Source organism: Serratia sp. CY47444, from assembly GCF_052168635.1.
Lineage (GTDB): Bacteria > Pseudomonadota > Gammaproteobacteria > Enterobacterales > Enterobacteriaceae > Serratia > Serratia bockelmannii.
This window is the reverse complement of sequence record NZ_JBJNMH010000001.1, coordinates 107992-130923: the sequence shown is the minus strand read 5'-3', so window position 1 is coordinate 130923 and position 22932 is coordinate 107992. Positions and strand designations below refer to the sequence as shown.

23 protein-coding genes are annotated in these 22932 nt (G+C 58.3%); 7 read left to right on the top strand and 16 right to left on the bottom strand.

Features of this window, described 5'->3' with window-relative positions; all coding sequences use genetic code 11:
* Positions 1 to 11: 11 nt before the first annotated feature.
* Complete coding sequence (locus ACJ8IL_RS00595) at positions 12 to 788, bottom strand: NAD(P)H-dependent oxidoreductase (protein ID WP_265536064.1); 777 nt, start codon at positions 786 to 788, stop codon at positions 12 to 14.
* An 84-nt stretch (positions 789 to 872) separates the two neighbouring features.
* Between ACJ8IL_RS00595 and ACJ8IL_RS00590 the strand changes: the two genes are divergently transcribed.
* Positions 873 to 1766 carry a LysR family transcriptional regulator gene (locus ACJ8IL_RS00590; protein ID WP_164067130.1) on the top strand — a complete coding sequence of 298 codons (894 nt, stop codon included), beginning with the start codon at positions 873 to 875 and terminating at the stop codon, positions 1764 to 1766.
* Positions 1767 to 1788: 22 nt separating this feature from the next.
* On the opposite strand, the gene ACJ8IL_RS00585 is transcribed toward ACJ8IL_RS00590, so the two are convergent.
* From ACJ8IL_RS00585 to ACJ8IL_RS00575, 3 genes are all read right to left on the bottom strand, one after another.
* Complete coding sequence (locus ACJ8IL_RS00585; protein ID WP_162837924.1) at positions 1789 to 1950, bottom strand: hypothetical protein; 162 nt, start codon at positions 1948 to 1950, stop codon at positions 1789 to 1791.
* Between the two features lie 141 nt (positions 1951 to 2091).
* Positions 2092 to 4158, bottom strand: coding sequence for a TonB-dependent copper receptor (locus ACJ8IL_RS00580; protein ID WP_442516284.1), 2067 nt, complete (start codon positions 4156 to 4158; stop codon positions 2092 to 2094).
* A 225-nt stretch (positions 4159 to 4383) separates the two neighbouring features.
* Positions 4384 to 4770, bottom strand: coding sequence for a DUF2946 domain-containing protein (locus ACJ8IL_RS00575; RefSeq protein WP_230489822.1), 387 nt, complete (start codon positions 4768 to 4770; stop codon positions 4384 to 4386).
* Between the two features lie 243 nt (positions 4771 to 5013).
* Between ACJ8IL_RS00575 and ACJ8IL_RS00570 the strand changes: the two genes are divergently transcribed.
* The gene (locus tag ACJ8IL_RS00570; protein WP_442516283.1) at positions 5014 to 5622 is read left to right on the top strand and encodes a class I SAM-dependent DNA methyltransferase; all 609 of its coding nucleotides are present in this window, start codon (positions 5014 to 5016) and stop codon (positions 5620 to 5622) included.
* Positions 5623 to 5662: 40 nt separating this feature from the next.
* Here the strand turns inward: ACJ8IL_RS00570 and ACJ8IL_RS00565 are convergent, their stop codons facing one another.
* Positions 5663 to 6964, bottom strand: coding sequence for a PQQ-dependent sugar dehydrogenase (locus tag ACJ8IL_RS00565; RefSeq protein WP_060433084.1), 1302 nt, complete (start codon positions 6962 to 6964; stop codon positions 5663 to 5665).
* 10 nt (positions 6965 to 6974) lie between these two features.
* Entirely contained in the window at positions 6975 to 7400 is a 426-nt protein-coding gene (locus ACJ8IL_RS00560; RefSeq protein WP_442516282.1) for a DUF2231 domain-containing protein, read from the bottom strand.
* Between the two features lie 168 nt (positions 7401 to 7568).
* Here ACJ8IL_RS00560 and ACJ8IL_RS00555 point away from each other — a divergent pair, with 168 nt between their 5' ends.
* Positions 7569 to 8027, top strand: coding sequence for a YbaK/EbsC family protein (locus ACJ8IL_RS00555; protein WP_442516281.1), 459 nt, complete (start codon positions 7569 to 7571; stop codon positions 8025 to 8027).
* An 85-nt stretch (positions 8028 to 8112) separates the two neighbouring features.
* Here ACJ8IL_RS00555 and ACJ8IL_RS00550 read toward each other — a convergent pair whose 3' ends face one another.
* On the bottom strand, positions 8113 to 8490 hold the full coding sequence (locus ACJ8IL_RS00550) for a VOC family protein (RefSeq protein WP_442516280.1): 378 nt from the start codon (positions 8488 to 8490) through the stop codon (positions 8113 to 8115).
* A 270-nt stretch (positions 8491 to 8760) separates the two neighbouring features.
* Between ACJ8IL_RS00550 and ACJ8IL_RS00545 the strand changes: the two genes are divergently transcribed.
* Positions 8761 to 9291: a GrpB family protein gene (locus ACJ8IL_RS00545; RefSeq protein ID WP_060433080.1), complete on the top strand. Its 531-nt coding sequence runs from the start codon at positions 8761 to 8763 to the stop codon at positions 9289 to 9291.
* Between the two features lie 182 nt (positions 9292 to 9473).
* Here ACJ8IL_RS00545 and ACJ8IL_RS00540 read toward each other — a convergent pair whose 3' ends face one another.
* The 3 genes from ACJ8IL_RS00540 to ACJ8IL_RS00530 all read right to left on the bottom strand — a co-directional run bounded on the left by ACJ8IL_RS00540 (position 9474) and on the right by ACJ8IL_RS00530 (position 11503).
* On the bottom strand, positions 9474 to 9854 hold the full coding sequence (locus tag ACJ8IL_RS00540; RefSeq protein WP_043137323.1) for a nuclear transport factor 2 family protein: 381 nt from the start codon (positions 9852 to 9854) through the stop codon (positions 9474 to 9476).
* A gap of 86 nt (positions 9855 to 9940) precedes the next feature.
* Positions 9941 to 10453: a hypothetical protein gene (locus ACJ8IL_RS00535; protein WP_442516279.1), complete on the bottom strand. Its 513-nt coding sequence runs from the start codon at positions 10451 to 10453 to the stop codon at positions 9941 to 9943.
* Positions 10454 to 10492: 39 nt separating this feature from the next.
* On the bottom strand, positions 10493 to 11503 hold the full coding sequence (locus ACJ8IL_RS00530; protein ID WP_049204044.1) for a LacI family DNA-binding transcriptional regulator: 1011 nt from the start codon (positions 11501 to 11503) through the stop codon (positions 10493 to 10495).
* A gap of 317 nt (positions 11504 to 11820) precedes the next feature.
* On the opposite strand from ACJ8IL_RS00530, the gene ACJ8IL_RS00525 reads away from it, so the two are divergent.
* The 3 genes from ACJ8IL_RS00525 (at position 11821) to ACJ8IL_RS00515 (ending at position 14939) form a co-directional block, all read left to right on the top strand.
* A complete protein-coding gene (locus ACJ8IL_RS00525; protein ID WP_173888800.1) occupies positions 11821 to 12744 on the top strand; it encodes a substrate-binding domain-containing protein in 924 nt (307 codons plus the stop codon).
* 67 nt (positions 12745 to 12811) lie between these two features.
* A complete protein-coding gene (locus ACJ8IL_RS00520) occupies positions 12812 to 13987 on the top strand; it encodes a Gfo/Idh/MocA family protein (protein WP_043137340.1) in 1176 nt (391 codons plus the stop codon).
* Between the two features lie 10 nt (positions 13988 to 13997).
* Positions 13998 to 14939, top strand: a complete 942-nt coding sequence (locus ACJ8IL_RS00515) for a sugar phosphate isomerase/epimerase family protein (RefSeq protein WP_442516278.1) — start codon at positions 13998 to 14000, stop codon at positions 14937 to 14939.
* 52 nt (positions 14940 to 14991) lie between these two features.
* Here ACJ8IL_RS00515 and ACJ8IL_RS00510 read toward each other — a convergent pair whose 3' ends face one another.
* Genes ACJ8IL_RS00510 through ACJ8IL_RS00485 form a run of 6 tightly spaced genes read right to left on the bottom strand, consistent with a single transcriptional unit; the run spans position 14992 to position 22918 of the window.
* On the bottom strand, positions 14992 to 16089 hold the full coding sequence (locus tag ACJ8IL_RS00510; RefSeq protein ID WP_442516277.1) for a hypothetical protein: 1098 nt from the start codon (positions 16087 to 16089) through the stop codon (positions 14992 to 14994).
* 57 nt (positions 16090 to 16146) lie between these two features.
* Positions 16147 to 17184, bottom strand: coding sequence for a Glu/Leu/Phe/Val dehydrogenase (locus ACJ8IL_RS00505; protein ID WP_197769607.1), 1038 nt, complete (start codon positions 17182 to 17184; stop codon positions 16147 to 16149).
* Positions 17185 to 17200: 16 nt separating this feature from the next.
* Positions 17201 to 20080 carry a type I polyketide synthase gene (locus tag ACJ8IL_RS00500; RefSeq protein ID WP_442516276.1) on the bottom strand — a complete coding sequence of 960 codons (2880 nt, stop codon included), beginning with the start codon at positions 20078 to 20080 and terminating at the stop codon, positions 17201 to 17203.
* A gap of 13 nt (positions 20081 to 20093) precedes the next feature.
* A complete protein-coding gene (locus tag ACJ8IL_RS00495) occupies positions 20094 to 21269 on the bottom strand; it encodes an NAD(P)/FAD-dependent oxidoreductase (protein WP_197769609.1) in 1176 nt (391 codons plus the stop codon).
* A gap of 40 nt (positions 21270 to 21309) precedes the next feature.
* Entirely contained in the window at positions 21310 to 21867 is a 558-nt protein-coding gene (locus tag ACJ8IL_RS00490; protein ID WP_060433072.1) for an allene oxide cyclase barrel-like domain-containing protein, read from the bottom strand.
* Between the two features lie 22 nt (positions 21868 to 21889).
* A complete protein-coding gene (locus tag ACJ8IL_RS00485; protein ID WP_060433071.1) occupies positions 21890 to 22918 on the bottom strand; it encodes a PLP-dependent cysteine synthase family protein in 1029 nt (342 codons plus the stop codon).
* Positions 22919 to 22932 lie beyond the last annotated feature (14 nt).

The window sequence follows — 22932 nt, the reverse complement described above, 5'->3', positions numbered from 1 at the left end:
TGCGCCTCCGGCTACTCGATGTGAACGCCGAAACCGTCCTGACCCGGCGCGAGATGCGCTTTCAGCGTCAGCTGCGGGATCAGGTAGTCACCGGCGTTCTGTCGCCGAAACGGAATGGGCTCGGTGTGCCACAGATTATCGAGCCGCTGCCCGAGCTGCTCGCACAGGGTGGCGAAGCGCGTCTCGTCGGTCTTTCCGGCGCGGTAGGTGACAAACGGCGGCAGCACCTCGAAGCCTGGGTAATGCAGCATGCCGTGCTGGATCGGAAACAGGATATCGTCGATCGGCCCGTTGATGCCGCGCGGGGCGTAATGGGACTCCCAGCCGCCGGCGCTGACGATCAGCATCGCCCGTTTGCCCGCCAGCGTCCCCTCGCCGTAACGGTCGCCCCAATGGGTGTCGGAATGCTCACCGACGCCGTAGGCAAAACCATAGGCATAGACACGCTCGAACCAGCCTTTCAGAATCGCCGGCATCGAGAACCACCACAGCGGAAACTGCAGCAGCACCACGTCCGCCCAACGCAATTTTTGCTGCTCCCGTTCGATATCGGCGCTCTGCACGCCGTTGGCAAACGCGCGCTGGGAATCCAACGAAGGATCGAAACGGGGCCCTGATGCACCTTCCAGGCTGTCGTTGGCGTCAAGTGCCGCTTTCCACTTCATGGCGTACAGATCGGACACCTGTACCTGATGACCGGCCTGCGTCAGGCGCTCAACGGCGAAGTTTTTCAGTGAGCCGGTCAGCGACTGCGGCTCCGGGTGGGCGTAAACAATCAGCACATTCATAGCAACTCTCCTTGGTGTGAGAGCTGCAGGTTAGGGCGTCACAAGGTATATTAGAAATGAATTACCGTTATCCCAGGTATAACCATGAATAATTTAAGGCGGCTGGATCTCAATCTGCTGGTGACGCTCGACGCGCTGCTGGCGGAGCACAACGTTACGCGCGCGGCGCAGCGGCTCAATTTCTCTCAGCCGGCGGTCAGCGTGCATCTCGCCAAACTGCGGGCGATCTTTGACGATCCGCTGCTGTTGCCCGGCCCGCGCGGCATGCGCCCGACCGCCAGAGCGGAGCAACTGCGGGAACCCCTGCGTCAGGCGCTGGCGGCGCTTGAGTTGGCGGTAACGCCGGCGACGCCGTTCGATCCCGCCGTGGCGACCGATACCTGGCGTGTGGCCGCCTTCGACTACGGCGAATCCACCATCGTCCTGCCGGCGCTGAACGGTTTGCGCACGGCGGCGCCCGGCACCCGGCTGGCGGTGCTGGAAACCGCGCCGTCACGCATCGCCAAACTGGCGGAACAGGGAGAGATCGATCTGGCGTTTCACACCCGTGAAGGGGCGCCGCCCGGTTTGCGTCAGCGCACGCTGTTCAGTGAACGCTATGTGCTGGTGGGCAGAGTCGGCCATCCTAAACTGCATGAAAACCTGACGCTAACGCAATTTTGCCAATTGGAGCAGGTGATGGTCTCACCGGACGGCGGCGGTTTCTACGGCATCACCGACCAAGCGCTGGCGGACGTGGGGCTGACGCGGCGCGTGGTGCTTTCCGTGCCGCATTTTCTCTTCGTGATCTCGGTGCTGACGCAGTCCGATTTGGTGGCGATGCTGCCGGAGCGGCTGGTGCGCAACCAGCCTTTATTGCAACAACTCGAGCCGCCGCTGGCGGTGCCGGGGTTTGAAATGACCATGCTGTGGCACGAAAGATCGCATCGGGATCCCGCGCACCGGTGGCTGCGCGAACATATCGTGCGGTCAGTGTAAGCGGGTTAAACAGCGCGGGAAATTACATGAACAGGAAGCGGTCGGCCAGCGGAACGCCGCGTTCGAGGCGCGGTGGCAACGCGTCGTCGCGATCGTCTGGCTGAGTAGCCTGTGGCGCGACATCGTCGGCTTTTTCGATCATCAGCTCGCCGAGCAGGGCCAGAAAACGAGTGAGCTTTTGCATATTCCCTCCGGATCGTTGATTACGTTGAGGGTGATAGTAATCGCCGCTAAACCGAATGGGAAAAACTTAAAACTCATATCCTAAGAACCGGATCGCATATCGCATGACCGGGCGACGGTTGCCCATCGCCCGGTGGATGGCTTAGAAGGTGACGTTAACCTTGGCCCACAGGGTGCGGCCCGGTTCATTCACCGCGCTGTTGGCCGAATAGCCGAAGGCGCTGTTGCCCGCCAGGTTAAGGTGCTCGCTGTAGGTCTTGTTCAGGATATTATCCAGACCGGCGCTCAGCTTGACGTTTTTATTCACCTTGTAGGCGGCGTTGGCGGAGAGCACGCCGAAGCCGGCGCTTTCGGCAAAGTCTTTGCCCACCACGTTGCCTTCGTTGATCGCCACGCGGTTTTGGCTGCTGACCAAACGCCACAGCCCGGTGCCGCTCCAGTCGCCGTACTCATAGGTCAGCCCCAAGCGTGCCTCCAGCGGCGGGATCTGCGGCAGCGGGCGACCGTCGCTGGTGTTTTTCCCCCAGGAGTAGGCCAGGCTGGCGTCGGTTTTCCAGTGCTCGCTCAGTTGGTAACCCATGCCCATTTCGCCCCCCATGATGTTGGCGTTGACGTTATCGGCCTGGCTGAGACGCGCATTGTGCGGATCGTATTTGAACAGGATGAAATCATCGACGCGGCCCACGTAAGCGGAGACCCAGCCGTTGAAGCGCTTGCCGTTGTACTGCGCGCCGATGTCGAGCTGCGTGGTTTTCTCGCTCTTGACGCTGGAGAACGGATCCTTGCTGCCGTTCGGGCCCAGCTTCGGCGAGAACAACTCCCAGTAATCCGGGAAGCGCTCGGTATAACCGACGCCGGCATACAGCATCAGCGGCAGGTCGGCCAGCGTATGCTCAAGACGCATAAAGCCGCTCGGCAGGGTGTCTGAACGCTCCCCATCGCTGCCGCTGCGGAAATTCTCCACCAGGGTGCGATCGAGACGCGCGCCGCCGATCAGTTTATCCTGCTCGCTGGTGGACCAGGTCAGTTCACTGAAGGCGCCGTAGCTGTTGAACTGGGCGTCTTTTTCCCAACTGCCGCGGCTCATGCTGCGGTGGGTGTTGGTTTGGGTGTCCAGACCGCTTTCAAGCTTCACGTCCTGCCACTGCCAGGTGCCCATCACGCGGCCGCCGACGGTGCGGCGATCGAGCTGCATCGTCATGCCGGAAGACATCATGTGCCCGCCATGCCCACCCATGCTCATACCGCCATGGCCGCCGTGCCCCCCCATGCCGCCGCTGCCCGGTGAGCGCAGGGTCACGTTGTCCATTACGTGGTTGGCGTAGTTGTAGTAGACCTGCGCTTCCAGCTTATCCAGCACCTCGCCGATGTTGGATTTTTCCACCCGCATGCCCAGACTTTCGCGCTTGAATTGCGAACCGTCCATGCTGCGGCCGGCATAGCGCGCTTCGCCGTTGCCGCGGCCCATGGTCACTTCCAGCAGCGTGTCGGCGTCCGGCGTCCAGCCGAGCGCCAGATCGCCGTTCCACTTGTCCCAGCGCGATGGCACGCGCGTATTCGTTCCGTCCTGATAATCGTTGGAGCGGGATTTGTTGGCCATCACCCGCAGGTAGCCTTGTTCGGCGCCGAGGCTGGCGTCGATATTCTCGTCCCAGCGGCCGTTGGAGCCGGTCAGCACGCTGGCATTGCCCTTGATGCCCGGCTTGTCGAAGCGCGGCCGTTCACGTTCGAAACGCACGGTGCCTGCCGACGATCCCGGCCCCCACAGCACCGTCTGCGGCCCTTTGGTGATGGTCAACAGATCGAAGCTTTCCGGCGAGATGTAAGAGGTCGGCGCATCCATCCGCGCTGGGCAGGCGCCCAGCATTTCCGAACCGTCGGTGAGGATCTTCAACCGCGAGCCGAACATGCCGCGAAACACCGGATCGCCGTTGGTGCCGCCGTTGCGGATCTGCGAAAAGCCGGGGATGGTTTTCAGGTAGTCCGAGCCATCGCTGGCCGGCACCGGCTGGCGTGGGGTTTTTGGTGAGGTGACGATGGTCAGCGGAGAGTAGAGCGGTGCGGTAACGGTGATCACGTCGCCATCATTAACCTGTGCGTCGGTAGGGTGCTGATGCGCCTGCGCCGCGTGGCCGGCCAGCAGGAACAGCGGCATGGCGGTGGTGATGGCGCGGGTAACGGCGTTCTTTTTATAAGTCGGTTTAAACATCATCTTTCCTTAAGCTAACTCTTTTCCGTTCTTGGCCGAGGGATTATTCAGGCGTGGGGCGGCCTGGCGAAAATCACCATCGAAAAATACGGGGGTTAATTCCATCAGCGTGGAAATAACCGGATTAATAATGTCGTCTCGGTGATTAATCGTTGGGCGAATTAATTCCGCCGGGTTGAAGCGATCAACGGCAATACAGAGAACGGCAATGGGCTTATTGTTAAATCAGAGGAAAGAGACGGGGGGCGCGCGCGGCTGTAATTCGGTGTGAACAACGTGGGCAAACAGGGGAACGAGGTAGTGGATCGGCGGCGGGCGTGAAGCCAGCGACTGGGACCAGAACAGTGGGGCGTGGCTCACGTCCAGCAGCGGCGCGTGCAGCAACAGCACGCAGTAGCCGCAGGCGCTGTCGTCCATCATCATCGCCATGTTGTGGTGGCCGCCGCCGTGCTGCATCAGCGGCTGTGAGGCTTTTTCAGGCTCAGGCGGCGGCGAGTGCATCCCATGATGCATCGGCATCGCCATGCCGCAATCCGCCATGGCGGTCGTTCCAGCACTTCCGGCGCGTACATGCTCCAGGGATCGCGAGACCACCGGTGCAATGAACAACATCAGAATGGCAAACATCCCTAACCAGGCGGCAGCCCGATGTCGCGATGCAGAGCGCTGAATTAACGACACAATCAACCTAAAAAAAGGGTTAACACAGGGTAGGGAATTGTACTGGTTTATGTCGAAATGTTAAAACCTTTTATTTCTGGTCAACGGTCTGTTGATGAATATATTATCGGATAAGCGCTTTAATTCTGACCAAGGGCTATTTTTTTGCGCCAATACGTGACGGGGACAATATTAATGACGGAAAAACTGGCGAGCACCATTATCCCGCTTTATGACGAATATGCCGCCACCTGGGAACGTCTCAGACCCACCACGCTGTTTGAACGGCCGTGGCTCGACCGCTTTTTGCGGCTCACCCCGGCCAATGCGCGGCTGCTGGATCTTGGCTGCGGCAATGGCGTGCCGATTGCCGCCTATTTTATCGAACAGGGGCATCGGGTGACCGGCATCGACGGTGCGCAGGCGATGATCGCGCGCTGCCGGCAGCGTTTTCCGCAGCAGGAATGGCGGCAAATGGATATGCGCCAGCTGGATTTAGCGGCGAAGTTCGACGGCCTGCTGGCCTGGGACAGCTTCTTCCATCTGGCGCGCGACGATCAACGCCGCATGTTTCCGCTGTTCAGACGTCATGCCGGGCAGCATGCCGCACTGATGTTCACCAGCGGCCCTGCAGACGGCGTGGCGATTGGCAGCTTCGAAGGCCAGCCGCTGTTTCACGCCAGCCTGGCACCGGAGGAGTATCGGCATTTATTGCAGGAGAACGGCTTCCGCGTGGTGGACCATGTAGTGGAAGATCCCACCTGTGGGGGAAGGACGGTCTGGCTGGCGCAGGTTATTGAGTGACAATGTCACGGGCAGGTTCGTCGGAACCTGCCCGTTAACCTTATTTAGCGCTGACGCGCCAAACGGTATTGCCCACGTCATCCGCAATCAGCAGGGCGCCGGACTTGTCAATTGCTAACCCTACCGGTGCGCCATAGAGTTCCTTCTCATCATCGGAGACAAAGCCGGTGACGACCGCTTTGAGTTTGCCGACCGGCTTGCCTTGTTCAAACGCCACGTAGCTGACCCGGTAGCCGTTCAGCGGCGAGCGATCCCAGCTGCCGTGCTCGCTGACAAAGGCGCCGCCGCGATACTCGGCCGGCAGATCACTCGCGGTGTAGAACAGCAGCCCCAGCGGCGCGACGTGCGAGCTGAGGGCGTAGTCCGGCTTGATGGCTTTCGCCACCAGATCCGGCCGCGCCGGCTGCACCCGACGATCGACGTGCTGGCCGAAATAGCTGTAAGGCCAGCCGTAGAAGCCGCCGTCCTGCACGGAGGTCAGATAGTCCGGCACCAGATCGGCGCCGATCTCGTCACGCTCGTTGACGATGGCCCACAGCTTGCCGCTGTGCGGTTCCCACTGCAGCCCGGTTGGGTTGCGCAGGCCGCTGGCGAAGATGCGGCTGGCGCCAGAGGCGGTGTCCACTTCCAGTACCGCGGCGCGCCGGTACTCTACGGCCAGGCCATTTTCGGTGATGTTGCTGTTGGAGCCGACGCCGACATACAGCTTTTTACCGTCCGGGCTGGCCAGCAGGGCCTTGGTCCAGTGGTGGTTGATGGTGTTCGGCAAATCAGCCAGCTCTTTACCCGGATCGCTGATGCGCGTTTCGCCCGGCTGATAGGCGTACTGCATGATATTGCCGGTGTTGGCCACGTACAGGGTGTTGCCAATCAGCTGGACGCCGAACGGAGAATCGAGCCCCTCGAGGAAGATATGCTTTTCCCAGCCGCCGTCGGCAGTTGGGCGCAGCAGGGTGATGCGGTTGCCGCCTTTGCCGCCTTTACCGGATTGGCCTTTCACCAGCCCGGCGATCAGCTGCTTGGTCGTGCTGACCGCTTCGGTGCCCGGGCCGTTGGCTTCCACCACCAACACATCGCCGTTGGGCAGGGTAAGCAGCTGGCGCGGATGCAGCAAACCGTCCGCCACCTTGTCGATTTTCAATCCTTCGGCCACTTTCGGCATCTGGTTCTGTTGCCAACCCACGCCCTTAGGCACCTGCATCGGCGGGATCAGAAAGTTTTGCGCCGGCGGTAATGTCGGATCCGGGCCCATTTGTTGTTCCGGCGAAATGACGGCGCTGTTATCGCAGCCGGCCACCGCCAAAACGGCAGCAAGAGTGAGCGCCAGGGATGATAGCTTCATGAAAACCTCCTTATTTTGCACGGGTGGCAAGGGCCAGCAGAACATTAGCCACGCTCAGCAGCGCGACCACGATGGCAGATAGCACCAGGCCTTCCGGCACCACGGCGTACGCATCCCGGCTATGCACGAAAGCGTTGATGATGGCGAAAACGATGGCGATCAGATTCAACCAGAAATGGAGTTTGACCGATGAACCCAGCAGCCGGCCGCTGCCGAACCACACCTGCACCAGGTTAATCAGCCGGGGAATAATGGCAAAAACCAGGCCAATGGCGATCAGCCAGCCTGCACCATTGACCCACTGAATGTTCGCCGTGCAGGCATAGATGATGTCGAAGATCAGCGCCGCGGTGAAAAATCCATAGGGTATCGGGTTGAGCCATTCATAGACGGCCACTGCGGCCGCCGAGGGCCTTGCTGTCGTTTGCGTGGTCATGCAGGTATCTCCATGAAAAATGATAGGTAAAAAGGGCATTGGCCCCTTAAAGCTTTGTTCAGATTTACCGATTTGAACAATTTTGATTCTCATTTTTAGCATGCGGTGTTAAAACCGAAGCCATCACTGCGGCATTATCAATGGCTTAGCAACATCAGGAGGAAGGGCATGAGTATAGAGCGCGTTCAGCGATTTCTGGCCGAGCACGCACCGGAAACGGCGGTGACGGTGCTGGCAAAGAATACCGCTACGGTGGCGCTGGCGGCGGAAGCCTTTAGGGTGGAGAGCGGGCAGATCGCCAAGACGCTGTCGTTTCGCGTGAACGACGGCGTGGTGCTGTTGGTGATGGCGGGAACCGCCAGAATCGACAACAAGAAGTACAAACAATTCTTCGGCGTAAAGGCGCGTATGCTGCCGGCAGAGGAGGTGGAGGCGCTGACCGGCTATCCGCCCGGCGGCGTTTGCCCCTTTGCCGCACCGGAAACGGTGAGAATTTACTGCGACCGCAGCCTGTGCAGCTACGGTGAAGTGCTTCCGGCAGGCGGCAGCGATAACTCAGGCGTGAGAATTGCGCCACTGCGGCTGGCCAGCATCACCGGAGCGGAGTGGATTGACGTGACAGGGTAACTAAAGGTGACCGCGTCACAATTACGTTATGTTAAATAGATCGTATCAATTCTTAATTAATAGACTGTTTTAACAGGGAAAATCACTAATCCATCGGGTGATGGCAAACCGCCTCGATATTGTGGCCATCCGGGGCGATCACAAATGCCGCATAGTAATGGGCATGGTAATTGGGCCGCAAGCCGGGCGTGCCATTGTCTTTGCCGCCGGCGTTTAACGCGGCGTGATAGAACGCATCGACCTGTTCACGGCTGCTTGCGGCAAATGCCAGGTGCAGATGCGCTGGTTTTTCATCGGTCTGAAACAGGCATAATGACACGTTACCCCGATCGGGGCACAGCTCAACGCCATAGTCGGGTTCACCTTCGGCAACGATCTTTACGCCCAGCGGCGCCAGCGCATTGAGGAAAAACGCTTTGCTGAGGGCAAAGTCGCTGACGCCAAATTTCACATGGTCAAACATGGGGAGGCTCCAGGAGCGTGGAAGAATATTCCCATTCAGTATAGCCAACGCCGTGGTGGGCGCCGAAAGCGATGCAAACGCACGCCGATGCGCATTTGGCATACAAATAGTGCCCGTTTAAGTGACGCGTTTGGGAGAAATCTGCAGTATCCGTAGCCGCCAGGTTTTATCAGATTTCACGTAGCGCGATCAAAAAAGCAGGGGATTTCTGGCCAATATCGGCAGGTCGCCATTGGAAACCATGCCTGGTCATCATTATTGGAGTGGAAAATGTCAGCACGCATTATCACGATCGAAGCTTATGATCCGCAGTGGGTGGAACGTTATAAAGATGAAGCGCTGAAACTACGCGAGATATTGGCTGGCGTTTTAACGGCCATTCATCATATCGGCAGCACAGCAGTACCGGAACTGGCAGCCAAACCAACGATTGATATCTTGCTGGAGGTTGAAAGTCTGGCGGCGTTGGATGGCTTGAATGACGGGATGCGTAACATGGGATATACGCCGCGTGGCGAGAACGGCATTGCTGGCAGACGTTACTACATCAAGGGAAACGGCGATCGCACGCATCACGTACATGCATTTACTACAGGAAGTGAACAGGCGATCAGACATTTGGCGTTCAGAGATTATCTGCGCAAGCATCAGGGTGTTGCTCAGCAATATGCGGCAATCAAACGCCAGGCAGCAGAAGACAGCCGGCAAAACCCGGCGGCTTATGGCCGGTTGAAAAACGAATTTGTTCAGCGGCATGAGCAGCTGGCGCTGGCATGGCTGGCCGCAGGAGAAAGCCCATGATCAGGCCTGGACGGCAGAATCCACATATCACCACACAGGTGCACATAATGTATATTATGTTAAATGTAATTACTGGGTACGCACCGGGGTTATCCTGCCCGTCCTTTCTCACCTCACCTTCAAGGCTTATCAGGCTGACATCCTTTTTTATGTTTTAAGCCCATCTGTCAACCCATCTCAGTTTAGCCCTTAGTCGGCGTACCTTGATGAAAGCGCATCTGCCAACCCGCCTTTTCCGTCAGGAGCCAAATCGATGAGCGTTCGGTGCAACGAACGACGCGGCCCTGCGCGTCACGCTGAAAACTTTTATACGTCAGCAACACGGCGCCTTCACTGATTTTCGCCAGCTTAAACCCTTCGGCGAAAATCGGCGGATAATCCGTTTCCATCTCCAGCGCCGCAACGGTTTGGCATTTGTCATAACGTAGGCCTGAACGACCAATCTCTTCAAAGTCTTCATGCAACAATGCCGCGACATGTTTCGGATCGCAGCGCGTTGTTGGCTGGTGCAGTTCAACCTCAAGCGCCTGAATTTGGCTAAGCCACTGTGCAAAATGGGTCAAAATGCCCTCCTTTTTTGATCGCGCTACGTGAAATCTGGCAAACTTCGGCAGTCAATCTACACCAGAATGACACTCGTGAAACCTGACTATTCCCAGGATTCCTTCTCATAGGGTTTTTGCCAGTTCTTTTCCGTGACGGGTACGAGTTCCCCGTTGAACGTATAGGTACAACAGCGGCATCTCACCGGCACATCTTCTGCGGTGAATGCCGGGTTCACTTTCTGCAGTATCCCGTGATCATCTATGCATAGTCCGCTGTAATAGCTCGACTCACCACAGCGGACATAGCTCTGCCAGTTTTTACGGTGCAGCGCCACCAGGTAAAAAATAGGCGCTTCTTTATCCAACCGACTTACCGCTTCGCTATGTACTTCATTCCAGGGTTGGCCCACTTTACTGAGCAGAAATTGAAATAGCGGCGTGTAATCCATGCCATGTTGTATCTGCCCATGCATACTTTCACGCAGCGGCAACTGCTCATCGTCCACCTGTTTGCCATGGCGTTCCCAGCGGTACTTACCACCGCTGGCGATGGGCCCTCTGGATGTAACGCTTTCTCTTCTATAGAGTTTCTTCTTTACATCTCGATGTGCTCTCATCAAGCCTCAATAGTGACATTGTCACACAAAAAGAAATCCTTACGCCGGTTTCCCAGCCAAATGCGACCGCCGAACTCGCAACTCTCCATGCCGCCAGGCGCCGTCTGCCGTGGTGCGATTGTCGATCAGGCGATTCAAGGCCTCCTCGACTAACCGGTCAATGCGTTGGCTGTAGCTGGTCAGCGCCCAATTGGCTGAGCCGGCTTCGTCGATATCGTCGAAACCTACCACGGCCATGGCTGACGACGGTGCTACTTGCCTGAGCGCTTCGAGCGCCCCCAGTGCCAGCACGTCGTTCTCGCAGAACAGCGCTTCAACCCGCTCACTTTCCGGCGTTGCCTGCAGGTATTCACTCATCAGTTGGAAACCGCGCTGGCGATCGTAGTGGCCAGCGGTGAGCACCCGATCCAGCTGAAAACCGGCGGCCATCAGTTTGTCGCGGTAGCCTTCCATACGCAGCAAATGGCTGCTTTGCGTGTCTGGCCCCTTCATGTAGCCAAAGCGCCGATGCCCTTGTTCTATCAGCAACCCAGCGATCTCTTCGCCGGCGCGGTAGCCGTCGATGTTCACCACATCAATGTGTTCACTTTCCGTATTGCGGCACACCTGCACCAGCGGGATCTGATGCAGATCTTGCGCGATCGCCGCCCACTCTTGGGTTAACACCGTCGCCAGGAACAAAATGCCATCGACCTGCAGCTGATCGGCCATCGCCATCACCGCCCGGTAGTTTTCCCCCGCGGTGATGTTCAGCAGCAGCGCCATATAGCCGCGGGTTTGCAGCTGTTTGGTGACCATATCGAGCATCATCATCGAATGCGGGTTCTTCATTTCGTCGATGGCCACGCCGATGATGTGCGTGCGTTTTTGCGACAGGCTGCGCGCCAGCAGATTGGGTCGATAGCCCAGCTCGGCCGCCGCCGCCAGTACGCTTTCACGCGCGTTGTCTGAGATCGACGCGCCGGGCGTAAAGGCGCGCGATACCGTCCATTTAGAGACGCCGGCCTTTTCGGCGACATCGCTGGCGGTGGCTTTGTGGTGTTTCGTCATGGTTGCGTCGATCTCTGCTTCGGTGAAGTCACACTATACCCTGTTCGCTCAGATCCCCTAAGCGCCTGCCGGCATGCCTGCTGCAATTATGTCCCGTTTTTGCACCCGATTGCAATTTGTTATGCAACCGGGTGCAAAACGTAAAGAGTTTGTGATCGTCCGCGCTGTTTTCACCTTTTCCCTGTTGACCAAATTTTATCCATGGCCGACATTCACGGTGGCATTCAGAGACTCATCGCGGTTTTGTCTCCTGCCTTGCACCCGGTTGCAAAAGAACTGTTTTTACATAACACCTCTCTTCTCAACAGGATACCGTAATGAAAAAAACCAGACTGCTGTTGATGTTAGCCTGCTCGCTGTTTGTCGTGACCGCCCAGGCCAAGACCTACCAGGTCGGCGTGGCGCTGGCCAACTTCGATCTCAACTTCGTCTCCATCCTGCGCAGCCAAATGGCACGAGAACTGGCTGCGCAGCAACTGCAAGGCCAGTTCGTCGATGCCAAGGGCGATGTTGCCCTGCAGGTGCAGCAGGTAGACGATCTGATTAATCAGGGCGTGGATGCCATTATCCTCAACCCGGTCGATACGCAAGGCGTCCAGCCGATGATAACGGCTGCCCAACGCGCCGCGATCCCCCTTATCTTCGTCAACCGCAAGCCCGAAGTGCCGCTTAGCGGCGCGACGGCCTACGTCGGCTCCGATTCGGCGCTCAGCGGCCGCCTGCAGATGGAGGCCCTGGCGAAAAAAATGAATTACCGCGGCAACGTGGCGATCCTGATGGGTGCCCTATCCAACGAAGAAACCCGCGAACGTACCCGTGCGGTAGAAGCGGTGATCGCCAAACACAAAGACCTGAAAGTGGTAGAGAAACAGACCGCCAAATGGCAGCGCAACGAAGCGGTCGACGTGGTTTCCGGCTGGTTGTTGAACGGCACGCCGATCGATGCGATCGCCGCCAACAACGATGAGATGGCCATCGGCGCGATCATGGCGCTGAAGCAGGCCAAAAAGAATGGCGTGCTGGTTGCCGGTATCGATGGCACGCCCGACGGCCTGCAATTTATCAAAAACGGCGACCTGGCGGTGACCATTTTCCAGGATGCCAAAGCCCAGGCGATCGGCGCGGTGCAGGTGACCCGAGCGATGTTGGATCACGCCAAAACCGAGCCCTATAACTGGATACCCTACGCCACCGTGGCGCGAGAAAACTACCCGCAATTCGCGCAGATGAACCAGAAATAAGCCGTTGCCACTCTCTTTTTCAACCCATTTTGCACCCGGGTGCAAAGCCACAGTATCAGGAGTCAGCATGTTAAATGGTGAAAGAAGCATCCCTCGCCCGCTGCGTTGGGCGATGATCGGCGGCGGCCGCCTCAGCCAGGTGGGCTACAAGCACCGTTCCGGCGCACTGCGCGACAACACCGCCTATCGGTTGGTTGCCGGCGCCTTTGATATCGACGCGGCGCGCGGACGTGAGTTTGGCGTCAATCTCGGCGTGCCCGCCGAACGCTGCTATGACAACTATCAACAGCTGCTGGAGCAAGAAGCTAACCGCGAAGATGGCGTTGAGGTGGTAACCATCGCCACTCCCAACGGCACCCACTATGAAATCACGCGCGCCGCGCTGAATGCCGGCCTGCATGTCATCTGCGAAAAGCCGCTGTTCTTCACCACGGCGGAGGCGAGAGAAATCAAGGCGCTGGCGGCGGAGAAAGGCCTTATCGTCGGCGTAACCTACGGCTTCTCCGGCCATCCGCTGCTGATGCAGATGCGCGCCATGATCGCGAACGGCGACATCGGCGAAATACGCATGGTCGAATTGCAGTACACCCACGGCTTCAATGCCAACGAAAGCGCGGACACGTTCGAGGCACAAAAGTGGCGCGTCGATCCGAAAATCGCCGGCCCCTCTTTTGTGCTGGGCGACATCTCCACCCACACCTTCTACATCTCGCAGCTGGTGATGCCCGATATGAAGATTGCCTCCCTGCTGTGCGATCGCCAAAGCTTTATCTCTTCCCGCGCTCCGTTGGAAGACAACGCCATGGTGCTCATGCACTACGAAAACGGCGCCGTCGGGCGCATGTGGGCCTCCGCCATCAACGCGGGCGCGATGGACAGCCAAAGCATCCGCGTGGTGGGCTCACGCGCCAGCCTGCAATGGAGCGATTCCACGCCCGGCGAATTGCGCTATGAGATCCAGGGGCGGCCCAACCAAACGCTGCACCACGGCATGCCCTATCTGGACGACAGCGCCCTGGCAGAAGAGCGGCTTGGCGCGCTGCATACCGAAGGGTTGGCCGAATCCTGGGCCAATATCTACCTCAAGTTCGCCATCGCGATCAGCGCCAGTCAGCGCGGCGATCGGCAGACGCTGGCCGCGCTGATCTATCCGGATATCGATGCCGGATTGGAAGGCGTGCGCTGGATTGAAAACTGCGTTCGTTCCGCCGACAACGGCGCCACCTGGGTCAATTACCAATAAGGAAAGCACCATGAAACTTTCGTTCTGTACCGACAGCCTTGGCCATTTACCCTTCGAGCCGATGCTGGATCGGCTGCTGGAGCTGGGGGTGCGCGGCGTGGAAATGACCACCGGCGGTTGGTCCCCGGCGCCCCATCTGGATGCCGACGATCTGCTGGCCAACCCCGCCAAACGCCGGCAGCTGCAGCAGGCGCTGGCCAGCCGCGGCATGGAGATCGCCGCGCTCAATGTCTCCGGCAATCCGCTCGATCCGGGCGAGCTGGGGCAACGCCATCTGCGCCAAACCGACAATACGCTGGAGCTGGCCGGCCTGTTGGGGGTGAAGAAGATCGTCATGATGAGCGGCCTGCCGCCGGCCAGCCCGCATGACACCATCCCCAACTGGATCACCTATACCGTCAGCTGGCCGCCGACGGTGAAAAACTGTCTGGATTATCAATGGAATGAGGTGGCGATCCCCTATTGGCAGGCACTGGTCGCCCGAGCCAAAGCGTGCGGCGTTGAGCGCTTTGCGCTGGAAAACTTCAGCGCCATGCTGGTGTGGAACCCGGAAACGCTGTTCCGGCTGCGCGAGGCCGTTGGCCCGATGGTGGGCCTGAACCTCGATCCCAGCCATTTGATCTGGATGGGCGCGGATCCCATCGCGGTCGCTCGCGCCCTTGGCCCCGCCATTCACCATGTACACGGCAAAGACGTTCGCCTGGAACGCGGTGTCGTCGAAGTTAACGGACTGCTGGAAACCAAACCGATCGACAAGGTGGCCGGCCGCGCCTGGAACTATGTCGCCGTCGGCTGCGGCCGGGATCTGCAGTGGTGGAAGGAATTCTTCTCGGTGGTGCGCATGATGGGCTACAACGACTGGGTGTCGCTGGAAATGGAAGACTTAACCATGTCGGTCGATGCCGGCATCGTCTCTTCCGTTCAGGCGCTACAGCAGACGATCAGCCAATAACCCCCTGCGCGGCGGCCACGGCCGCTGCGCAGGCCAGTGCATCGCCAACAGCTTACAAACACCATACCGGCCGGGCGCCGACCGTAGCACTAGCGTGCCCCGCACCATGGCTCAGGCACAGCGTCCTCAGTCCGGCGGCGGCGCCGGAATACCAGGCACCGCCGCGCATCAGAATGCGTTCACCGTAATTACGCAGATAAACCTGATCGCCGTCCGCACACCGGTGATGAGGGACAATGCCAAGAATTTTCAACACATCCGGTAACGGTGCCCCGCTTGCCATGCGAATACGATCGAACGCATCGTCCATCAATCCAGGCGGATATCCGTTATCCTGCGGATCGCCGTTAAAATGCTGAATAGAGTCGGTAATAAGCGGCGCGCCGGCATTGCCTGTACGAATGGGTGCGACTGCATCGAATTTAGCCGTCCCTCCACTGCCGGGCAGCACCCATGCCCCTGTCGCCAGGTCGACCGCGCGCCAGCGTTCGTCTTCATCTTCGGTCATTGGCATCGCGGCGTCATTATCCGGCAAGAGCAGAATTTCCCCCGCGACCAATTTCAGCCCGTGCTGCCATTCCCACAAATTACCGCACAGATCGCCGATGCCGTACGGCGTACCGTCGTGATACCAGGCTCCCGGGCCGGATGCGGTAAAGGTTGTCGGATCGCCCTGTCCATCGCCCACGGCACCGCCGTCGCATCGTTTACCATACTGACGGCGATCGTGATGCGACCGGCCACTCTCGGTATTGCCCAACTCCGGCCATCCTTGATGGCGGCACCAGAACATCAGCGCGGCCCATTCCGCATTGGTGCCAATATGCCATCCGGCGCCGTTGCGCGCCACCGCCCGACGAAATGTGGCCAGATCGTGCCAGCTCGCCGGAGCCGTATCGGGTTGGCTGACCAGTTCTCCATCGACCAGAGTTCCCGGATAACAGCCATAAAAAAAGGCGTCTTTAAGTTGGCCGTTGACGATAAAGGCAGGATGAATCGCCTCTCCTAACCCTGATGTGACCTCTTGCAGCGTAAAGCGAGAGATCACATGCATATAACTGGGTTGACCACTTGCTGTATACAGCACGGTGCGGTGCCCCTGTGACTCGGTTTCCACTTTGTTCCGCAAAGCGTCTTTTACGATGATCATGAATTTATGCCCGTTAAACAGCTAAGGCCGGGAAAGCGCAGGCTTCCCGGCCCATTGTTACGCCACCATGGCGGCGGATTTGATCGGTTGCAACAATTGCCCGACATCGCAATTGAGCAGTTGAGCACGCTGCAGCAACTCCTCGGTCTTGGCGCCAATCACGGAATGCACATAGGCATTGACCTGTTCCTGATTCATTTGGTTATACCGGTCGGTGAACGCCATTTCGATGCTGTCGCAGATCACCGCGCCGGCATTACTGACATAGTCCGGCAGATAGTGGATGCCGCGCGCCAGCAGCCGCTGTTCTGCCTGCGGCGTACTGAACGGCGAATTGGCGCTGCTAATCACCCAACGCGTATTCAGTTGTTCAACGTTCTGCGCATTTAATATGTTGGACAAGGACGCGATGCAAAGCACCTCGCTGGATTGCGCCCAGAGTTCGTCTTCACTGACGCGGCGGACCCCAGGCGGGAACTGCGCCGCAGGATTGATGTCATACGCCGCCACTTCGCAACCGAACAGCAGGCTTTGTTTCGCCACTTCCGCCCCGACTTTACCCATGCCGTGAATAGCAATGCGGGCCCGCGGCAAATGATTGAGCCGCAGCGTCAACACCTTTTTCATCGAGCTCCAGACGCCGTAGCCCGTCGCCACCGACGTGTCGACTTGCGGGCTGTCCATGGCATTCAGGATCCATGGCGTAAACTGCCGCAAATAGTCCATCTCTCGATTGCCAGTATTGATATCGCATCCCGTAAACATGGTGCCGCCATAGCGATTGAGCAGGTCGCCGATCGCTTCAAGCACCGCCGGTTGTTCTTGGGGAGAACGCTTGCTGTTCACCACGATTTTGCCACCGCTGAAACCGGTATTGTACAATCCATGCTTCAGCGACATGCGCTGCGCCAGCATGATCGCCTCTTCTTCCTGCTGCTGGCGGGACGCATAGTTGCGCCAGCGGATCCCGCCATTGGCCGGCAGCAGCTTGATCTGCGACGAGTAAGCCAGAGTGAATGACGTGTCGTCATCGATTACGATCGTTTCTACCTGATATTGGTTGTGCGTATTCAGCAATTCATTGTTAACTGACATAATTTGCCATCCTGTTTTAATGGGATTCTTGCTCGAATGCTCCAGCCTGGTCTAACTGTTGTTTTATGCCCCACGGCGTTGGCCGCTTAAGGAAATCGGCCATGCCTACCGACCGGCCAAACTCTTGTTCCAACAAGGCCATCAGCCGCAATGCCATCAGCGATTGCCCGCCGGCGTCAAAAAAGTCGCAGTGGTTGGAGTCAGGGTTCACGCCGGTCACGTCGCCCCAAATGCGCCAGATGCGCGCCATCTGCGGATCGGGTTTATCCGCCGTCGTCGATGTTCGCCCTGCTTCCGGCCCCTGCATATCTCGCTCGCCCAACCACCATTGCGCCGGATCGAAGGGATACATTGGCAATGCAATGCGGGAAGGAGGCTGTTGCCACAGGCGGCGCCAGTTAACGTTGACGCTGGCACGCCAGATTTTTTGCAGCGCCTGGATCCACACGGCGGTTTCGCTCTGGGCTTCGTCGCGGCGCGGCAAGGTGCGCACCGCCGTTACGGTGCCGGCGGATTTTAGCTGCGCGACCAGCGCCGTGAGTGTCGATCCCGGCCCTACTTCGATGAAAAGCGTTTTTCCGCGCCGCGGTAGGTGTTGCAAGGCGCGGTGATAATCCACCGGTTCACGGGCATGGCGTGACCAATAGCGGGCATCGAGCGCCGCGGGAGCGACTTCGGTCGCCAGCAATGCGGAGACGTAGCGGACCTTTGACGTCGACTCACGCGGCGGCGGCGCAATGCTGGCCAGTTCATCAAGAATGGGATCCATCAACGCCGAGTGGAACGCGTGCGAAACGCTCAGCACCTTGCAACGTACTCCTCTGTCCCGCATCTGTCCTTCGCAGGCGCGAATCGCCGCCACCGGGCCAGAAAGCACGCAGCCGTTCTCACTGTTTTCCGCCGCCAGAGACAGCCGATCGCCAAGCCAGGGTTGGGCTTGCTGAGCGCTCAGTTCTACCGCCAGCATCGCACCAGGCTGCAGCCCGGCCATCAGATGCCCGCGCCGGGCGGCGAACACCAACGCGTCTTGCGCCGAGAACACACCGGCGGCCCAGGCGGCGGCAATCTCACCCAAACTGTGCCCCACGACCCAATCCGGCTCGACGCCGTAATGTATCAACAGTTCGGCCACGGCGATCTCGACGGCGATCAGGGCCGGCTGCGTCAAGGCCGTGTTGTTAATTGTTTCGGGGGCCGCCTGGCCGGTAAACAACGGGGAGAGATCCAGTGCAGCCTGTGTTTGCAATATCTGCAGCTTGTCATTCATCAGCGTTTTGAATGTCGCATCCTGCGCCATCAGTTCGCTGGCCATACCGATAAACTGGCTTCCCTGCCCGGGAAATTGGAAAACCACCGACAAACGCCCTTTTCCCGTATCCACCATGCTTTCTTTCATGCTCAACACGCCCTGCTCGCCGATATGCAGAGTGCCGCGATAACGCAGCGACTTTCTTCCACTTTGTGCGCTCCAGGCCAGGCGTTCGTCGTTCTCGCCGCATGGCCGCTGTTGATAACGTTTGACCAAGCGATGCCAGGCCTGCTCCGATTGCGCACTGATCGGCACGACAGTCGCCAACGGCGCTATCGCCGCCCGCATTTGAGGCGTTTTCGGCGGCCTTACCAGCACGACATGCGCATTGGTACCGCCGATGCCGAAGGCGCTAACGCCGATGGCGTTGCGTGGATCGTCGCGATCCCAACGTTGAGCGGAACAGAGAAACTCAAACGGGCTATCCGCCAACGCCATTTCCGGGTTCGGCGAGTCAAAGTTGATCTGCGGCGTGAGCCAACCGTGTTTGATTTGCAGCGCGGCCTTGATCAGTCCCGCCATGCCGGCGCAGGTTTCCAGGTGCCCGACGTTAGCCTTGACTGCACCGATGGCGCAGAAAGCCCGGTGCGTCGTCCGCTCGCGGAAAACGCCGTTCAGCGCCTCAAATTCGATGGGATCCCCGGCCAACGTTCCCGTGCCGTGCGCTTCGACGGCGCGAAAATCTTCCGGTGCCAGGCGGGCATCGTCCATAGCTTGGCGCAGCAGGCGTTGCTGGCCGTGCAAACTGGTGGTGGTAAAACTGACTTTGCGCGCGCCGTCATTGTTCATCGCTACGCCTTTGATCACCGCAATGATGTCGTCACCGGCCGCCTGTGCGTCAGACAGCCGTTTCAGCACGACAATGCCGACGCCGCTGCCGAACACCGTGCCGCTGGCATCTGCAGAAAACGGCCGACAGTGCCCATCGGTGGAAAACACCATGCCTTGCTGCGCGAAATATCCTTCATGTTGCGGGAGCCTGAGGGTACAAGCGCCGGCCATAGCCATATTGCAACGGCCACTGCGCAACGCGTGAACCGCTTCGTAAACCGCCACCAGCGAAGTGGCACAAGCAGCCTGTACATTACACACCGGCCCCCCGATGCCTAGGTGCCAGGCCACTCGGCTGGTGAGGTAATCTTTATCGCTCGCGATTTGCCGCTCGAACGGCGAAGGGTTGAGTTTGTCGAGCAACGCAGAGCCCTGTGCCTGACGTAAATAATCGGAACTGCTACAGCCGGCAAACAAGCCCGTATCGTCAAGCTCACCCGGCGTTACTCCGGCGTTTTCCAGAGCGTGCCAGGCGCACTCTAAAAAGAGCCGATGCTGGGGATCCATCAGCAGCGCTTCGCGCGCACTCAGGCCGAAGAATCCCGCGTCGAAGCGGGATATGTCGCCGGCTACCGGTGCGGCGACGGGAATATAGCCCGCGTCGGCCGAGTCAAGTTGCTCGTTGTCGACGCGAACCAGCGATTCGACGCCGTTGATCAAGTTATGCCACCAGCTTTCCACGTCCTCGGCGCCCGGGAAGCGGCAGGCCATGCCCACCAAGGCGATATCCCGGTCATTGCTGTTCACCTGCTGCATAGAGGTTCTCCGATTAGAAGCGCAATGCGCTGATGTCCCACCGAGGTTCTCGTTCCGCCAGCAGATCGGCGCAAATTTGCCCCATCAGAGGGGTAAACTTGAATGCCCATCCGCCTGCCGACACCACCAGATGCTCGCCGCCGTGGCAGCGGCCCTTGGCGCTGTCGAGATAGAATTGACGCGCCGGATCGGTAGGCAACACCGCCAGGCAGCTCGCGGCGGAATGTTGTTTGTCCGGCTCGAGGAACGGCATATGCCGCCGGGCAAACTCCAGCGCTCGCTCAACGTGTTGCGGGTTGGCCCGATAGCTCGGCGCATTGGCTTCGGTGATCGGATCCACTTCAAAATCGGTCCCCAGTCGGTCAAATCCATTGACTGACCACGGATTGGGCGGGAAACCGTAAAACAGGTTACTGTCGCTCTCCACCGGCGGTTGGAAAGCAAACCAGAAGGGATCGTTGGCCCCCAGACGCTGACTGCGCAGCATGCTGATGCAAGCCATCTCATAGGTGGAAAGCGCAAGATCGATATCCAGCTGGCGCAGCAGCTTCTTGCTGCCCGGCCCGCCAGCGACCAGCACCTTACGGGCGCGATAGCGATGCTGCGCCGTCAGCACCGTTGCCCCCCGCGCATCCGGCTCCACGGCCTTCACGCATTGTTGGAACTGGAATTCCACGCCGGCCTCGCTAGCCAGAGTGTAAAGCGACGTCAGGGTACCTTTAACATCGATTACCCCGCCGTCTTGCTGCAAGAACCCTTCATAGTTGCTGTCCAGACCGGTAAAACCGTAGCGCCGTTCGATTTCGCGCATCGTCAGACGTTCATAGGGCAATCTCATCTCATCCATCGACAGCATGGTTTGACGGATCTGCCCCTCATTGGTCCAGACATCCGCATCGCCGAACCACAGGCTGCCAATGCGGTGGATCAGTTTTCTGTCCGCCTGTTGTTCCAACTGCCGCCATAATTTGTCGGCTTCCAGGGTAAGGCGGAATATTTCCAATTCCGAATATTGCAAACGCCAATGGCGTTCCTCCCCGCTGGTACCCGCTAATTGCGTAAATAGCGCATATTGCTCCAGCACCAAAATTTTATGATCCTGATGTTCACGCGCATAATTCCACGCGGCGGCCAGCCCTATGGGGCCAGCACCGATAATAATGACATCCCAGTGTACTGACGTGTGCATACCTATCCCTCGCAATGGATATTGTGTGTGTTTGGTAGAATTATTTTTTAATTAAGCTTTTAATCTGATCCAACGGCAACAGAACGATCAGCGTCAGATATTTTTCTCGCGGAATATCCTGATAAAGCTGACGAACGCCGATTTTCCCCATGACATCCCCGCTAACGCCGGCAGCGAACAGCGATTGCCATTGTCCTGCCCAAATGGCGCTGGAGTTCCAAATGCCGGCGGTTTCGATCCGTCCCAGCGGCGTTTCAGCGGTTTCGTGATACCAGGAAATCACGCTGTCGTCAGGCAGTGACGCGATTTTCCACCCCTGGCCCTTCATCGTGCCGATATCACGCCCTTGCTGATCCACCAGCAGGTCAGTGTGTGAATTGGCATCACCCACGTTAGGCGCATTGTTCGTTTTCGCTTTGAAGGTAATATTGGCCATTTCTATAACGGAAAGGATCGTGACATTTTTATAGCCGTCTTTCGATGCCAGAACACGTTCAATTTCCGCAGTGCTTTTGCCGGAACCGATTAATTCCCGAACATAATCGCCAAGCGTAATTAACTCAGACAATACATTATTATTGCCCTGTATAATTTCCATAAAATATTCCTTTGAGGTGTTGTTAAACCGATAAGGCTTCAGATTGTTTGAACCACTCACGCCCTTTTTCTCGGTCGATATCGGAACCCGCGTCGGCAAAAAGCGTGACAATGCGTTGATCTGCACTCAACGTTTCAGCCAGCTTACAGGCCGTTTTCCAGTTGGCGGCGGAGGAGGCACCGATTTTGACGCCGGTCAGTTGATGGAACTCATGCATCGCACTGAGTGCTTCCCGATAAGAAACCGGATTGAAAGGCGGTTCTTGCTGCATCAGCTTACTGATGAAAGGCTGGCGAAAACCAAATCCCAACCCGCCGGCACCGGCGAACTTCGGTTCTCCGTTCGGGGCGGACAACGTACCGTAAGGCAGTTCGCGCGGCGTGCTGCCCCACACGATCAGCTGTGGGTTATCCTGACGTAGCGCCGCCGCAACGCCAGACAGTGTGCCTCCAGTCCCTACCGCGGACACCCAACCATCGACACGCTCGCCGTTCAACTGCCGACGGATCTCCGCGCCAGTCGCATGCTGATGTACGGCGGTATTAACCAGGTTGAGATGCTGGGATAACAGCGTCCAACTCCCATCTTCATGCGCAATCTGCTGGCTGCGTGCAATGACGCCGAGCAGGAACTGATTGCGATCGACCAGGGTAACGACAGCGTTGTCCCCCTTCAGCGTGTCGATCAACGGTTGCGGGGATGAATCCGGGATCACCACCTGCACCGCTATCCCGCACATGTTGCCGAGCTTAGCCAGCGCTTTCGCCATATTGCCCCCCGAGGAATCGAGCAATTTCAATTCGCCGGCGGCGAAATCGTGTTGATTGATGGCATCGCAAAACAGGCCGAATGCGGTGCGATCCTTCACCGAGCCAAACGGATTTTCAAACTCAAACTTGGCGTAAATCGACGCCTTCCCCTTTGGCGAGGGCACTTCAACCAGCGGGGTGTTACCTAACGCCGCATAGAATTTTTTCAACTGGGGGAACAGAGTAAAGGCTTTCTCCGTATCCGGTGCGCAATCCTGTGGGTTAAACAGCTCAAAATTCATCAGAGGTTCCTTTA